The following is a 15,317-nucleotide window of genomic DNA, read 5'->3' on the forward strand; positions in this document are numbered from 1 at the left end:
AAAGAAAACTTAGTGGAGTTATATTATTCATTTTCAGCGTTAATCGTATTAGCATCAATATTCGCATACCTTAATCATAGATTTCTTAAGCTTCCGAATACCATCGGGATCATGGTGATTGCCATCATCGTTTCTATTTTTCTGGTTCTATTTGGAGAAGCGGTACTGCCAAGAACTTTCGGACATCTTAATCAATTAATGAACAGCATCGACTTCACAGAAGTTCTGATGGGTGCTATGCTGAATTTCCTGTTGTTTGCAGGAGGAATTCACATTAATATTGATGATCTTAAAGAACAGTTCCGGCCTGTGCTTATATTTTCCACTGCAGGAGTAGTGATCTCTACCTTTATCGTGGGATTTGGAATGTTTTATTTATTACCGCTGGTGGGAGTTCACCTTCCTTTCATTTACTGTTTGGTTTTTGGAGCCTTAATTTCACCTACAGATCCTGTGGCTGTTTTAAGTATCCTGAAGCAGGCAAAAGTATCCAAATCACTGGAAACAAAGGTAGCCGGAGAATCTCTTTTTAATGACGGTATGGCGGTAGTGGTTTTTACCGTAGTATTGCAGCTGGCAGTCGGAAAAGAAGTGGATCTGGGCGTTGAAAGTATTGGACTGTTATTAATGAAAGAAGCCGGAGGCGGTTTGCTGTTAGGTGTTTTACTAGGATGGATTACTTCAAGGCTGATGCGTGAGGTGGATGATTATATTATTTCGGTATTGGTAACGCTTTCTGTCGTAATGGGAGGATATCTTATCGCAAGACAGATGCATATTTCAGGGCCTTTAACCATGGTAGCAGCCGGGTTATTTATGGGTAATTTCAATGTAAGATTTAAAATGAAATCTATCACACAGGATTACCTGATTAAATTCTGGGAACTGATTGATGAAATTCTGAATGCCGTATTATTCCTGTTCATTGGTTTTGAATTGTTGATGATAAAAGACTTAAACCATTTCATCATTCCTGGGCTTATAGCGATTCTTGTCGTGTTGGCTGCCCGTTTTATTTCCATTTGGGGACCTTCAAAATTCATGTCATTCAGGACGAGGTTCAGTCCTCAGACGATAAAAGTTCTTTTCTGGGGCGGTATCAGAGGAGGAGTTTCTATTGCGTTGGCCATGTCTATCCCTAAAAGTGAATACAGTAATATCATTTTAAGTATTACCTATTGTGTGGTTGTTTTCTCTATTATTGTTCAGGGACTTACGATTGCAAAAGTAGCCAACCCGAATAAAATTGCCGAGGAAGAAGGAGAGTTAGAAAGTGTTGCTTTAGAAGACCATAAATAATTAATTGAAAATTAGACAGTCAGTATTTTGAAAAGGGTGAATTTTTCAACGTATACTGAATCTATGCTATAGTAAAAACCATTAATTATAAAACTTGTATCCCTATGACAAATACCATCGTAAAAGAAATACAAGAATCACTCGCTGTTTTATCAATTCCTGAAAAAGCAGCATTCTTTCCCAGGTTCTTCAAAACCGGAAAAGGAGAATATGGTGAAGGCGACCTGTTTTTAGGGGTAAAAGTCCCGGATCAGCGTGCTGTGGCTAAAGAATATTATGCAAAAATATCATTGAAGGATCTGAGCATCCTACTTTCTTCAAAATACCATGAACATCGCTTAACCGCTTTGTTTATGCTGATATCGAAGTTTGAAAAGGCTAAAGAAAAATCAGCAAAAGAAGAAATCGTTGAATTTTACCTTAACCATCTTCCGTATGTCAACAATTGGGATCTTGTAGATTCCAGCTGCTATAAAATTCTCGGCAGGTACGCGTATGAGAATAAGAAAGAAGAGCTTTTGAGAACACTTTCTGCTTCTGAAGAAATGTGGCATAAAAGAATTGCTGTCGTAGGGACGATGCATTATATAAAAAAAGGATCTTTTGAGCTGACAAAGGAATTTGTGACCGCCAATTTAAAACACACCCATGATCTGATGCATAAGGCTAACGGCTGGCTATTGCGTGAAATGGGAAATAAAAATGAAACCGAACTGATTACTTATCTCAATCAATACTATAAAGAAATGCCCAGAACCTGTCTGAGGTATGCCATTGAAAAATTGGATGAAGACCTAAGACAAGATTATCTTAAAGGAAGAGTGTAAACAATGAAGTTCTTCTTGTGCTTGGTGCAATTCAAAAAATAATTGATGACGCAGGCATTTTAAAGCTAGAATTAAGTAATTTTGTCATTTTAAAACTCAAATCATGAAAACTTTTCTCAGGCAGTTTGTACTGCTTTTTCTCTTACTGCTATTAACCAGTTGTTTTGATATTGTAGACAAAGTGAATGTTAAAGCTGACGGAACCGGCGAATATACCGTAATCCTGAATGCCAGCAAAAGTAAAACAAGGCTTGCTTCAATCTCTAAAATGGAGACCGTTAACGGGAAAAAAGTTCCCAAGAAATCAGAAATTGAAAGTAAGATTAATGAAGCAGCCAGGATTTTCAAAGCAACTCCCGGAATCAGCAATGTGAAAACAACGATGGATTTTGACAATTACATTATCAAGCTAAGCTGTAATTTCAAAAAAATTGAAAACATCAATGCCGGATTAGAGCAGCTGAAGGCCAAAAACATTGTAGGAAAAATGATTCCTACACAGATTTACAGCCAAAACCTTGCAAAAAAATCATTCACCAGAAACAAAATAAATACTTTCAAAAGCGATTACGATAAGATGAGCACGGCCGACCGGGAAATCTTTACAAACGCCAAATATACTTCTATCCTTCAGTTTGAAAATACGATAAACTCTCAAACCAACAGCTCCTATTCAGTTTCACCCAATAAAAAAGCATTGAAACTGGAAGCCAATGTTTTAGATTTTATCCTTCAGAAAAAACAAATACAAAATAATATCCTATTCCAATAATCCTACACCATGAAATCTGTTATATTAAAAACACAACAAATTGCATTTTTGCTTTTAGGTTTTGTGCTTATTTCTGCACAGCAAAAGATGAAAATTCCGACCGACGCTCCTTTCTATATGGAAATCAACGGCAAGCAGCTCAATAAAAAAGTCAATTGGGAAAAACTGAATCCTTTTATACAGGAGATCACCAAAAAAGACAAAAAAAGCAAAGAGAAATTTTCATGGAATGACTATTCCAAAACGGGAATTAAATATGACGCGACTCAATATCATTACGCGACCTTTAATGATTCCATACAAACATATACCACCCATTTTATTTTAGATAATAAAGAAAAATTTCTGGAATTCATTAATTCTACCAAGAAGAAAGGACTGGAAATTTCAAAGAAAAGCAAATATTCCTACGTAGACATAGGAGATAATACTTTTGTGGCATGGAATGATAACCGCGCAGTTCTGAGTGTCGTTAACTATAACAAACCATACAAAGATCTTTGGAAGGATGATGTAGTGGTAGACAGTGCTTATGCGGTTGTAGACAGTGCTGCTGCTGTAGTGGATACCGCATATGCCGATGAGCCGGAATTGCCTTTTAATTACAAAGATGAGATCAAAAATCTGAAAGATGATATTAAATATCTAAAAGATAATATCAAAGAGAATAACACTGAAATTGCCAGAATCCAGAAAGATATCAAGTACCTGGAAAAGCACCATGAATATCCAAAAGAGGAGAAAGAAACAACAGATAAGGAATATTCTGAAAATGATGCCGAGGTAATGCCTCCTGCCGTTACAGAAGGAGAATCGGAAAATGAAGACTTTCCTGTAGACACAGCATACCAGAAAGAAATGGATTCTTTGCGCATAGAGGAGTTCAAGATCGTGAAAAAATTTGCGGAAGACCGCTTCGAAACTTATTTCAATTCAAATTTAGAACTTGACGTTCCTCAGACAATGCTCAATTTCAGGGATCCCAATTCAGATGTTTTTGTATATACGGATTACGGGAAAATCGTTAAAGACGGAATTTACGGAAGAATGATGAAGCGTTACGATTTCAATCAGTTTTTCGACAAAGTATACAATTCAAACACATCATACAATTTATATTTTGACAAAGACAAAGTAAAATTGGTCAATACCTATCAGCATAAAAATACGGAAATTCAGAAAAACATTTCTTCCATATACAAAGGGAAGAAAAACAAAAAACTGATGGCACTTATTAACGATAAGAGCATTGGATATTATGCCATGAATGTGAATGGCAGCAAATATTTTGATATGATGTACAGCCTGTTGGATAACACAGGAGAAGGGGAGTATGAAAAAGAAATGCAGCTGATGATGGAGACGATGAAGATTGTGCTGGATGAAGAAGCTATTGCTAAAATAGCACCGGGAAATGGAATTTTTGTTTTAAACGAATTGAAATCCAAAAAAGTAGAATATACAGATTATGATTACGACGCTGATTATAATGAAAAAGAAGTGAAGAAAACCAAGGATGTTATGGTCCCTAATTTCACTTTTGCCTTTGCTACAGAAAATGAAAAATACTGGAACCATATTTTCAATGTGCTGGCTACCAATAAAAAATTAGCAAAAACATTCTCAAAAAAAGGAGATTTTTACACTTTTAAAGAAGAAAAAAGTGCAGGATATATTGATCAGCTTTTCTTTACAGTAAAAGACGGAATTGTATACTTTACTACCTCAACGGATAACATTCTTCCTAAACCTCAATCTGAAATCTCTAAAGATTGGGGTAAAGATTCAGGGAAATATCCGTTAACCGGAAGATTTGATATTCAGAAACTTCTGATCGGCCTTGAAAAAGAATTCAAAAGTACCTCAGAAAGAAAAACGCTGGATGTTTTAAGAAAACATATTGGTGAAGTATATTACAAAACAGAGGCAAAAGGAGACCGGATAGAGACCGAAATTGACTATAACATCAAAGACTCTTCAGAAAACAGTTTGATGTATTTCTTCGACGTGTTCGACGAGATCTATAAAATTATGGAAGAGCCTAAAAAAGAGCTTAAAACATTGTAATACATGAGCCGGAAAAAAATTATTGTCCCGTTAGTTCTCGTACTTGCAATTGCCTGTTATTTTGTGTTTTTTCATAAAGACAAAACCTTACAATTTGTCCCCGAAAATGCAGATGCTGTGGCTTTGGTAGATGTGAAAAAGCTAACGAGACAATATATTTCCAGCTTTATCACCCATCCTTCCCAATGGTTTGAAGGAAAAAAAACAGAAAAAGAAGGGAGTTCTGTAGGGGATGCCGGAGTGAAAATCCCGGATTTCCTGCAGATTTTCCACCTTAAAAATACCGGTTTCTCCCATTGGTATACCGTCATAGAACTTGATGATCATCAGAAATTCTTATCATTTTTAAAGAAATGTAAATTCATAAATAAGGGCGAAAACCTTTATCAAAAAGATCATATTTTTCTTAGCATACAAGGTGATCATTGTATTGTAGGGACTTCTGAGCAGGATTTTGATAGTATACATCATCTGCTTTTAGAGTCTTCTGCAAAAAAGAAGTATAATGCCGATCAGTTTATCGAAGGGACCACAGGAAGTATTTCCTTCATTTCGGGACAAAAGATTCAGAATTTTTCAGTTGAGCTAAAAGATGACGAAGTTGAAATAAAAAATACCTCAAAAACAGAAGCTTTCAACGTTCTTCTTACTAAAGTACAGCAGAAAGCACGATTTTTAGAAATAGAACTGGATGCTGAAAATGTGAAGCGTTTCACTTCCTTTTTCAATAAAAGCAACAGTGATATACCAGAAATCACCCATTATAAAGCAAGTGCTGAACTGGAGCAGGTGAATGATACCATTGTAACCTACGGATACGATGATAATTTCAATGAAATTGAAAAAAAGACTTTTCAAAAAATTACTCAGCCTAAATATGTGATCAGCCTTCAGAGTCCAACTCCTGAAAAGACCTGGGAATATTTCCAAAATAAAAAATGGATCAATTCACAAAATCAATTCACAATCATTCCTTTCCAGCCCAATTCTATCTATAAAAATAAAGAGGGAATTGTCATAGAATCTACAAAAAATCCCATACAACTGTCTCCAGACTTAAGGGAGAACTATATTTTCATTAAAAATGATGCTTTGCTATCATCATCTGCCAGCTTTATCAACAAAGGAATCCTCTCTGCTATTGACTATATTTTTTACGGTAATAAAGGCGAAGATTATTATATCAGATTACAAGGAAAGAAAGAAAAATTACCCTTAATTTTACGGTGGTAAATAAAGTATTTTATTCCTAAATAATTAATTAATTATTGATGAGCTTTTCAGAAATCGCATTACTCAGACAATGCACTCATTACTTCCTGCATTTGGTTTTTCCTGTTTTTATTGCATTGATTTTTTATCGTAAAAACTGGGTAAAAGTATATCTTATGCTGCTGGCAACGATGCTGGTAGACCTTGATCATTTATTCGCAGATCCTATTTTCGATCCGAACAGGGCAAGTATAGGTTTTCATTTTTTACATTCATATTATGCTATTGCGGTGTATTTTTTGATGTTGTTTTTTAAAGGAAATATTAGAATTATTGGCATCGGACTTTTGCTCCATATGTTGACTGATTTTCAAGACTATAATTTCTGGTACCATTAAAATATTATTAATATTTTCTTTTGATATTTCAAAACCCATAGATTTTTTGTATTTTACAGTCACTTATGAGATTAAAAGAATTTTTGCATTATACGTATATTTTCCCCGTTCTGGCAGTAGTATATTACTTTTCCGGATTAATAGGAAATGGAGTTGTTTATGATATCATTGCAGGCCTTTTGCTCACAGGAAGTGTTTTATCCGCAGTACACCATGCAGAAGTGGTAGCGCACAAAGTAGGAGAACCTTTCGGAACGATTATTCTGGCACTGTGTATTACCATCATTGAAGTGGCATTAATTATCTCACTCATGGTTGCCGGAGGCGATCAGGCCATCACACTGGCCAGAGACACTGTTTTTGCTGCAGTAATGATCATCCTTAACGGAATTATAGGAATCTGCATCTTGATTGGAGGCGTGAAATATTATGAACAGTTTTTTGCAAGGACTTCCGCAACAACCTATCTCGTAAGTATTGTTTCTATTTTAATACTCACTCTGGTACTTCCCAATTTTACTTCAAGTGTCAACGGACCTTTTTATAATACCGCACAGCTTATTTTTGTTTCCATTGCCTGCCTTGTCATTTACGGAGTCTTTCTCATGGTTCAGACGGTAAGGCACAGAAACTACTTTATCATTACAGATGAGGATTCTGATTCCCATTATATTCCTACAAAGACGGCGACGATTATCAGTTTTATTTTTCTGGTTATCTGCCTTGTTATTGTAGTATTAATGGCAAAAGGTCTTTCCGGTACGATTGAAGATATGGTAAGAAGTGTTGGCGCTCCAAAATCTTTGGTAGGAGTCATTATTGCGGCGGTGGTGCTGCTTCCGGAAGGGGTAGCGGCTATAAGAGCAGCAAGAAGCAATCAGATACAATCGAGCTTAAATCTGGCCCTGGGGTCTGCGTTAGCAAGTATTGGTCTGACCATTCCAGCGGTATCTATTGTTTGTATTATGTATGATATTCCTTTTGTACTTGGGTTGGATAAAAAAGACATCATCCTGCTTTCTTTATCCGTATTTATCGTAATGCTTTCCCTAAGCCGTGGCAAGACCAATATTCTTTACGGAACAGTGCTTCTTGTGAATCTCGCAGCATATATTTTTACGGTAATTGTTCCTTAGGGCTTTCTGGCCATTTCCATTTTGAAAGCCATTAATTTGGCGATGTTTTCGGATTTATAAATCGCGGTGTCCGCATTTTCACCCGTGAAATTTTCTTCTATGGTTTTTCGCCACAGCTCAAGCCATTTGTCAAAATGTCTTTTTTCCATAGCTTGAATTTCATTGATAGGAAAGTGAACGGCCATGGGATTTCCCTTGTAGCTCATCTGCCCAAAAAGAATAGACTCCCAAAACGAATACATTTTCGGAAGGTGTTTATCCCAGTCAACCTTGGCGATATCACTGAAGAAAAAGCCAATGGTTTCATCCTGAGTCACTTTTGTGTAAAATGAATTAACAAGATGTTCAATATCTTCTCTTGATTCCAGTTTTTTCATATTTCAAATGTAGTGTAAAATCAATTTATAAATTCAATCACCGAGTTGATAAATTTCATTATCAAAAGTTTTTTTTAATCAAAAGTTTATTTTAGTTATGCTTATAAGTCATTGAAAACTAAGAGTTCTTTTGATAATTATCTTTTGATAACTAAAAGTCTGTCTTGTCTCCGGACATAAAGTTCTTCACCTCTCCTAAACGATGGATTATCAAGAGCTACATTATATTGTTACAGGAAAATTCTGGATCATTACACAGACGAGGAATTAAGAATATGGGAATTAAAAAAAATTAAATTGTGGGTTAAGTTATTATATAATTCAGTATAAATACGGATTGCAATAAACATGAAATATTTCTTATTATTATATTTTATGATTTGAAGAAAGAAGAGGATGTTAATTAAAAAGTAAAGAAACCTTATCTTTCAATTATTAGATATCAATTTTCTCTTCTAGTGGAGAATTTATGATAAATCAAAAAATAATAACCAATGAAACTAATAAATGATAAACTATGAGTAATAGAAATGCTACTGCAAGTTGGAGTGGTTACTCTCATCAAGGACTTGTTGGAATTCTTATTGCCGTCAGAGATATGCGTAATTTAATATTGGAAGGAAGACAAAATGAATTCGATATACATTATTTAGAATATGAAAATAATGAGGATGTTGCTATTTCAAAACAAATAGGAGGTGAACCCAAAGAATTAATTTCTGTTCATCAAGTTAAGGCGTATTATTCACAAGGACATTTATTAAGTACTTACAAGTCAGTTTTTACTGGTGCTCCAATTTATGAACATGATGCGAATGGAAAATTATTAAAAGACAGTGAAGGAAACAAGATTGAAACGGGCAGTTATGAACCAGGCCAATGGTGTGATTCTAGCAATTTTTTGCATACTGTGGAAAATATAAGAAACTGGCCAACGGATAATGATTTTTCATCTGTAGGTGGAAATCCTAACGACATCAAAAGATATGAATATAGTCGCAATATTTTTTTCTGTGGTACAGATCAAATTTCGGACTTTATAATTACAGAATTAGTTAGTGACAATTTTCTTGCGGGAAATAATGGCTCCGCAGGTATGTCATTAAAACGATTGACCTTCGAACTTGACTTAAAAATAAGAACTGAACATGCAACTAAAGATTCTAAAAATGATTATGAGATTCAATTTAGTTTTAAAGATATATTTGATATAATCCATGATTCGAAAGATATATCACAAAATGAAAGTTATATATGTAGAAATATGTTTTACGAGCTCTATTATGAGGCTTTAAAAAAATCATCATTATCAGATGATGAAATATCAGAAATTGATTTATTGATTGATCAAATTTATCATAGTTTTTCAGATACTGATTTTTTACTATTTCTCCGCCGTTTAAGTTTAAATCGAAATTCAAAAAACCAACATATTACTCACTCTACATACAATGAAGATGGCTTAAAGCAGGTTTTTTTCAAATTATTGCTAGGTATACCGAATATTTATCCAGACCTTGTTAAGGAAGACTTTACTATTTTATACTCTTCGGTAAGATATATTTTATCCACTATTATTGACGAAAGCGAAGATGCAAAAGATGTTGTAAAAAATATTCTTACTAATCTTGACTCACATAAGTTGCTTTGGGAAAAGACATCTATAATAAATAAGGAAATAAATGGAACATTTTATGACTTGAATCCTGATTTCTTTGACATCAGAAAAAAAGAAGATAAGGAAAAAGATTTCACGTCATTTATGCAATATAATGGTTCTACAGCATTGGTTTGTAGAGAAACAGCAAAAACTAATTTAACCAAATGAAGACACTAATTGAAAATATTTTAAATAATAATGGTTTTGTTTTTAAAGATGAGATCAATGGATTTCATCAAGAAAATAAATCTTACTTTTTTATCAAAGAGATTAATTCTGACATATTAGAAACAGTAAAAAGTAGAGAGTCATTAAATGAGAGTGAATGGTACAGAGCATTTTTAACACAATTTAATGAATTGTGTTCTAAAGAGAACTTTTCTGCGGTAGAAAAAAATAGTTCTCTCATTATACTCGTTGCTGCAGGTGATATTACAGTAATTGAACAATTACAGTCACAAATCTTATTGATTGAGGAAGATCAGTTTTATGTTAAAAAATATGTAATTGTCTATACTGAAAACGCTTTAGAAAAAAATTCAGGTTTTGTAACAAACGAACAGTTACAAAGAGCAGTAAATAATAAAACGATTTTTCAAAATATTTTAATTAAGGGTTTTACTCAAGAAAACGAAGACTATATTGTGCTATTGCAAATATTTATTAAGCTGCCATTTTTAGCCTTAAAATTTAATGAAGAAGAGTTTATTACTTTAGGCGAAAAGCTTAAAATAAAGCTTGAAGATCATTATACTACATATCAAGAATTATTAAGCTCTTATGAACAAATTGAAAATCTTGATTTTTTATCAGAAGAGAGTGAATCTGAAATTAATAACCTATTTACATTAATTACAAATGATCCGAATTAAAAAACTTTTAATAAATAATTTTAAGGGAATCAAAAATAAAATAATAGTCGATTTTCAGAAAAATAACAATCATAATCAAATTCTATCTGGTCCTAATGGTTTCGGAAAAACGACAATTTTTGAAGCACTAGAACTTTGTATTACGGGTAAATTTGACAGGATTCAAACATTTAAAGATGTACAGATAAAAAATAGGAGTAGGAATAAACCATTTTTTCAGAACACTGACGGAGAAAATGTAGTGATTAAACTACTTCTTGAAAAAAATGAACAGGAAATTATCATAACAAAATTATATGATGATGTAAATTCTCCTAAAAGAGGAAATACTGCAAAAGATTTTATTCCTGAGGATTCTCATAATTTTTTCTTCACTTATCTTGAAGAAAATAGTGATAATTTTGAATCTTTAACCTTTGACGAAAATAAGTTAGTTGATCAATTAGGCATTAATCAGTTATTTCTTGGCAGCGAAGCTCATGTAGAATTAGACTCGATATACTATCTATTCAATTACATCCAACAGGAAGAAAGTATACGTTTTCTCAAACAAAGGGAAGATATTAAAGGCTCTTCACTTGCTTTTCTTTTTAATATAGAAAAAGAAGAAAATCAGCAAATGCAACTTGAAAAAATAGTTGAAAATTTCAGAAAGCAAAAAAATACTATTGATGAAGAGATCGAAATATTGGAATCTTCTCAATTTGGCCTTCAAAGCATAGAATATCAAAATTTATTTGAACTAAAGGAAATTAATTTTGATAAAATTGAACCCTTTGAAGATCTGAAAGATGCAAATACTTTTTTTCCTTCATATATAGAACAGATAGATAAATTAATTACATTTATTAACGTTTTTGATGCTAGTGAGTATAATAAATCAATAATTTTTAATGAGATTAATAATGAAATTTTAGTAAATGATTTTCTACTAAATTCATTACTTATTTCTAACATCTATACTGGAAGCCTATTAGATCAGGTTAGCAGTAACAATCAGAAAATACTACGATATAAGAAAATTTTAGATTTGGAGGATAATCAATTCATTACAAAGGAAAATATCCAAGAATTTTTTGATGACGATCAAAAAGAAAAATATGAAATGTTAGAAAACCAAATTACTGATATTAATACTGAACTAGGAGAAATCGGTGTAATCATTTCTAATTTAATCTCAGCAAATCAAATGGTTTGGAGCCATTATAATAATGCATTAGATAATAATCATCTTTCAGACCATCAATGCCCCCTTTGTAATTCTGATTTCTCAAATTTTGAACAACTTATTCAAGCATACGAGAAGCAGATAGAAAATTTAACAAAGTTTAATCAAAATAAGATCGATGAAAAACAGAAATTACTCGAAACATTAAAGTTATTTTATCGAACTATTAAAAATGATGTTGAAAAATTCTTAAAAGAAAATTTACCCATAAACAATAATATTATTGAACTAATACGTAATTATCCTAATCTACAAAATTCTATTAATAGTATTAAAGAGCGTTTTTTTAAATTAGAATTGGGATTTCCGGATGATATCTACCTTAGTATTTTACCAAGTGAAATATCGGAATTTGATGTTAAAAAGAAGGAGTTGAAGAATTTTCTTGAAAACGATTTGCTAAATAAATATAGATACAATTCTCAAAAGATCAATAACAAAGAATTTTATTCTATGTATTTCGATAGTGATGAAGAAAGAATGAAATTAATTTCTGATGGTTTACTTAAGCAGAAAAAACAATATCTGCAATTGAAGTTTCAATTGTTATCTAATGAAAGACTTTCTTTTTTAAAAGAAAGAGGCGAAAAACTTACCGCTGTGTACAATCATATAGAGTCCCTTAATACAACTATATTTTCCACGATCAAGAATCATAAAGTGGAAATGATTGAAAAAATTAAGATTCCTTTTTTTATATATTCAGGAAAGATATTACAAAACTATCAGCAAGGATTTGGAATTTTTATTGATATTCTACCAACTGGACAACGAAATAATGTTTTATTAAAAACCGGAAAAGATTCAGATCACGATATTGTATTTCATTTAAGTGCGGGGCAAATGGCTGTTGTATCTTTAGCATTTTGTTTATCTTTAAACAAGGTTTATAACACTAATGAGAACTTTAAGTTTTTAGCGATTGACGATCCTATTCAAACTATGGATAATCTGAATGTCCACTCTTTTGTTGAACTTCTTAGACATGAATTTGCAGATTATCAAATAATACTTTCAACACATGATGACTTTATCTCAAGATATATAAGCTATAAATTTGAAAAATATAATATGAAAGCCTCAATTCAGAATGTGCAAGATCTGGTTTTGGAACAAACATTTAGCTAAAAAATGAACTATAATTTTTCAACACTAAATGATAGAGATCTTGAAGAGTTAACGAGAGATTTACTTTCGAAAAAACTTTCCATTGATTTTCAATCATTTAAACCTGGTCCAGATCAAGGAATTGATTTACGATATTCCACTTTTAATGATGAAAATGAAATAGTTGTTCAAGTTAAACACTATAGAAATTCAGGCATAGGTAAGCTAAAACAGGATCTAAAAAAAATAGAACTTCCAAAAATTATATCACTGGCACCAAAAAGATATATTTTTTGTACTTCACTACCATTATCACCTTCAGATAAGGATAAAATTAAAGAGATTTGTTACCCATATATTTTATCAACATCGGATGTCATTGGTAATGAAGATTTAAATAAATGGCTTCAAGATTATCCTGAAATACAAGAAAGACATTTTAAATTGTGGTTATCATCAATTGATATAATAAAGAAAATTCTTAGAAATGGAATTAAAGGAAGGTCAGAATTCTATGAGGAAAAAATATTAAAAGAAATAACTTTATATGTCCCAAATAAAACTCATAATGATGCAGTTAACGTTTTAAATGTTAATCATTTTTTGTTAATTACCGGTTCACCTGGGATTGGAAAGTCAACTTTAGCTAATATGCTTACTTATCAGTTATTAGCTGAGGGTTTTGAGCTAATATATGTTCGGGAAATAACAGAGGCTGAGGAGGCTTTCACATCTAATAAAAAACAGGTTTTCTATTTCGATGATTTTCTGGGCGCAATAACATTAGATCTCTATAGTTCAAAAAATGCGGATTCAGCTATTGTAAACTTTATAGATAGAGTCAGAAATGATAAGCATAAGCGATTAATATTAACTTGTAGGACAACAATCTTAAATCAAGCTAAAAATATCTCAGATAAGATTGAAAATTCTGATATTGATATTTCAAACTACGAAGTAAAAGTTGAAAACTATACGGACTGGAATAAAGCAAGGATACTTTATAATCATTTGTATCTTTCTGATTTGAGTAATGAACAACAATTAGTTTTTTTCCAAAATGACTTTCATTGGAAAGTAATTAAACACAGATATTATAATCCAAGACTTATTCAAGGCATTACAAAGAAGAATAATATAATTGATTCTGGGTTTTCAGAAAAATATGTTTTAGATATTTTAAATACTCCACAAAAAATATGGGAAAAACCTTTTAATGTGCAAATATCTAAAATCTCTAGACTTTTGTTATTAACAATGTATTCTTTGGGTGGAGGAATTTATTATATAACAGATGAACGATTAAGGGAATCATTTAATGCTAGAATAGCGAATGAAATTATTAGCAATAATTTTCAAAGAAATGGAAATGAGTACAATTCGGCATTAAAAGAACTAGTTGGCGGATTTATTATTAGGACTGTCGATAAAAATCAAGTTAGATATAATTTCTTTAACCCATCTATTGAAGATTTTCTATTTGATTATTTTGAAAATTCAATCGAAGAATATTTTCAAGTTCTCGAATCAGCAGTATATTTTGAGCAATTTAAATATAGAATTACAATAAACAAAAAGAAAAATGAAAAGAGAATAGACTTTTCTAATAAAAGTATTAAACGGAAATTATATAAACTTTTTAAGCGAAAAGAAGATAATTTGAAAGGTTATCATTCAAGTAATTCGCAATTTGGCATCCTCTCAACAATTATCAGATTATTTGTCGAAAATGAAGGTGAAAAAGAGATTATTGAAAAGATTAATTCTTTAGATATACTTTATTTATCATGGGATGATAGAAGTATCTTGACTGAGATCTTGAATTATATTTCTGAAAATAATTTAGAAAGTCAAATTGATAATCTTGCTGAACTGATCAAGGTGCTTTCCAAAGATATACCTTCATACTATCTTATTCAGCAATTTTCAAATTTAATAAATGCAAACCCTCAATTCTATGATATCATTAATGATAAAGATAATGACGACTATTTTAATGAGATACAGCACAACATAAACAACTCTTGGGAAATTGTTTCAGATGATTTTATAAATGACACCAATGGTATTGACAATGTAACTGATAAGGATGAACTGCATGAAATTATTAAAAAAAGAAAAGAGGAAGCATTTCTAATTAATAAAAATATTGGTTTAAAAAGTTCACCAATTATAATAGAGTATGATTTTGATATTTCATCTCAGATTGAAGTCAATGAAGAGAAAAATAAAAATGATAACATAGAGATTCAAGAATACTATAATAATGACAAGAATGAGATCCTAGATATAAATAGGCTTTTCAATTCTAAATCTACTATTGTTAAATTGTTATAAATATATATAAAATTAATTGGCTTAG

At 31.7% G+C, this 15,317-nt stretch carries 12 protein-coding genes; 11 read left to right on the forward strand and 1 reads right to left on the reverse strand.

Going from position 1 to position 15,317, the window contains the following annotated elements:
• Positions 1–12 precede the first annotated feature (12 nt).
• From SB679_RS03390 to SB679_RS03420, 7 genes are all read left to right on the forward strand, one after another.
• On the forward strand, positions 13–1,299 hold the full coding sequence (locus SB679_RS03390; RefSeq protein WP_410700815.1) for a cation:proton antiporter: 1,287 nt from the start codon (positions 13–15) through the stop codon (positions 1,297–1,299).
• A 104-nt stretch (positions 1,300–1,403) separates the two neighbouring features.
• The gene (locus tag SB679_RS03395; RefSeq protein ID WP_410700816.1) at positions 1,404–2,126 is read left to right on the forward strand and encodes a DNA alkylation repair protein; all 723 of its coding nucleotides are present in this window, start codon (positions 1,404–1,406) and stop codon (positions 2,124–2,126) included.
• Positions 2,127–2,229: 103 nt separating this feature from the next.
• Positions 2,230–2,898, forward strand: coding sequence for a hypothetical protein (locus SB679_RS03400; protein WP_410700817.1), 669 nt, complete (start codon positions 2,230–2,232; stop codon positions 2,896–2,898).
• A 9-nt stretch (positions 2,899–2,907) separates the two neighbouring features.
• Positions 2,908–4,965: a hypothetical protein gene (locus tag SB679_RS03405; protein ID WP_410700818.1), complete on the forward strand. Its 2,058-nt coding sequence runs from the start codon at positions 2,908–2,910 to the stop codon at positions 4,963–4,965.
• Between the two features lie 3 nt (positions 4,966–4,968).
• Complete coding sequence (locus tag SB679_RS03410; RefSeq protein WP_410700819.1) at positions 4,969–6,198, forward strand: hypothetical protein; 1,230 nt, start codon at positions 4,969–4,971, stop codon at positions 6,196–6,198.
• Positions 6,199–6,236: 38 nt separating this feature from the next.
• Positions 6,237–6,575 carry a DUF6122 family protein gene (locus SB679_RS03415; RefSeq protein WP_410700820.1) on the forward strand — a complete coding sequence of 113 codons (339 nt, stop codon included), beginning with the start codon at positions 6,237–6,239 and terminating at the stop codon, positions 6,573–6,575.
• Positions 6,576–6,640: 65 nt separating this feature from the next.
• Positions 6,641–7,711 (forward strand): calcium:proton antiporter, encoded by a 1,071-nt coding sequence (locus SB679_RS03420; protein WP_410700821.1) that lies wholly within the window; start codon positions 6,641–6,643, stop codon positions 7,709–7,711.
• Here SB679_RS03420 and SB679_RS03425 read toward each other — a convergent pair.
• A complete protein-coding gene (locus SB679_RS03425; RefSeq protein ID WP_410700822.1) occupies positions 7,708–8,088 on the reverse strand; it encodes a group III truncated hemoglobin in 381 nt (126 codons plus the stop codon). The two genes, SB679_RS03420 and SB679_RS03425, sit on opposite strands and share 4 nt — an antisense overlap.
• A gap of 517 nt (positions 8,089–8,605) precedes the next feature.
• Between SB679_RS03425 and SB679_RS03430 the strand changes: the two genes are divergently transcribed.
• From SB679_RS03430 to SB679_RS03445, 4 genes are read left to right on the forward strand one after another with little or no spacing between them, the layout of a single operon-like run.
• On the forward strand, positions 8,606–9,916 hold the full coding sequence (locus tag SB679_RS03430; protein ID WP_410700823.1) for an ABC-three component system protein: 1,311 nt from the start codon (positions 8,606–8,608) through the stop codon (positions 9,914–9,916).
• Positions 9,913–10,620 carry an ABC-three component system middle component 1 gene (locus SB679_RS03435; protein WP_410700824.1) on the forward strand — a complete coding sequence of 236 codons (708 nt, stop codon included), beginning with the start codon at positions 9,913–9,915 and terminating at the stop codon, positions 10,618–10,620. Before SB679_RS03430 ends, SB679_RS03435 begins: the two co-directional genes overlap by 4 nt.
• Positions 10,607–12,976 carry an AAA family ATPase gene (locus SB679_RS03440; RefSeq protein ID WP_410700825.1) on the forward strand — a complete coding sequence of 790 codons (2,370 nt, stop codon included), beginning with the start codon at positions 10,607–10,609 and terminating at the stop codon, positions 12,974–12,976. Before SB679_RS03435 ends, SB679_RS03440 begins: the two co-directional genes overlap by 14 nt.
• A gap of 3 nt (positions 12,977–12,979) precedes the next feature.
• Positions 12,980–15,292, forward strand: coding sequence for a restriction endonuclease (locus SB679_RS03445; protein WP_410700826.1), 2,313 nt, complete (start codon positions 12,980–12,982; stop codon positions 15,290–15,292).
• The last annotated feature ends 25 nt before the right edge of the window (positions 15,293–15,317 follow it).

The organism is Chryseobacterium sp. SIMBA_029 (assembly GCF_046535275.1).
In the GTDB taxonomy this organism is placed as follows: domain Bacteria; phylum Bacteroidota; class Bacteroidia; order Flavobacteriales; family Weeksellaceae; genus Chryseobacterium.

Excerpts from the sequence above, each read along its gene's own strand:
- SB679_RS03420 (WP_410700821.1), top strand. The coding sequence starts at position 6,641 with ATGAGATTAAAAGAATTTTTGCATTATACGTATATTTTCCCCGTTCTG.
- SB679_RS03430 (WP_410700823.1), top strand. The coding sequence starts at position 8,606 with ATGAGTAATAGAAATGCTACTGCAAGTTGGAGTGGTTACTCTCATCAA.
- SB679_RS03405 (WP_410700818.1), top strand. The coding sequence starts at position 2,908 with ATGAAATCTGTTATATTAAAAACACAACAAATTGCATTTTTGCTTTTA.
- SB679_RS03410 (WP_410700819.1), top strand. The coding sequence starts at position 4,969 with ATGAGCCGGAAAAAAATTATTGTCCCGTTAGTTCTCGTACTTGCAATT.
- SB679_RS03445 (WP_410700826.1), top strand. The coding sequence starts at position 12,980 with ATGAACTATAATTTTTCAACACTAAATGATAGAGATCTTGAAGAGTTA.
- SB679_RS03400 (WP_410700817.1), top strand. The coding sequence starts at position 2,230 with ATGAAAACTTTTCTCAGGCAGTTTGTACTGCTTTTTCTCTTACTGCTA.
- SB679_RS03415 (WP_410700820.1), top strand. The coding sequence starts at position 6,237 with ATGAGCTTTTCAGAAATCGCATTACTCAGACAATGCACTCATTACTTC.
- SB679_RS03440 (WP_410700825.1), top strand. The coding sequence starts at position 10,607 with ATGATCCGAATTAAAAAACTTTTAATAAATAATTTTAAGGGAATCAAA.
- SB679_RS03395 (WP_410700816.1), top strand. The coding sequence starts at position 1,404 with ATGACAAATACCATCGTAAAAGAAATACAAGAATCACTCGCTGTTTTA.
- SB679_RS03435 (WP_410700824.1), top strand. The coding sequence starts at position 9,913 with ATGAAGACACTAATTGAAAATATTTTAAATAATAATGGTTTTGTTTTT.
- SB679_RS03425 (WP_410700822.1), bottom strand. The coding sequence starts at position 8,088 with ATGAAAAAACTGGAATCAAGAGAAGATATTGAACATCTTGTTAATTCA.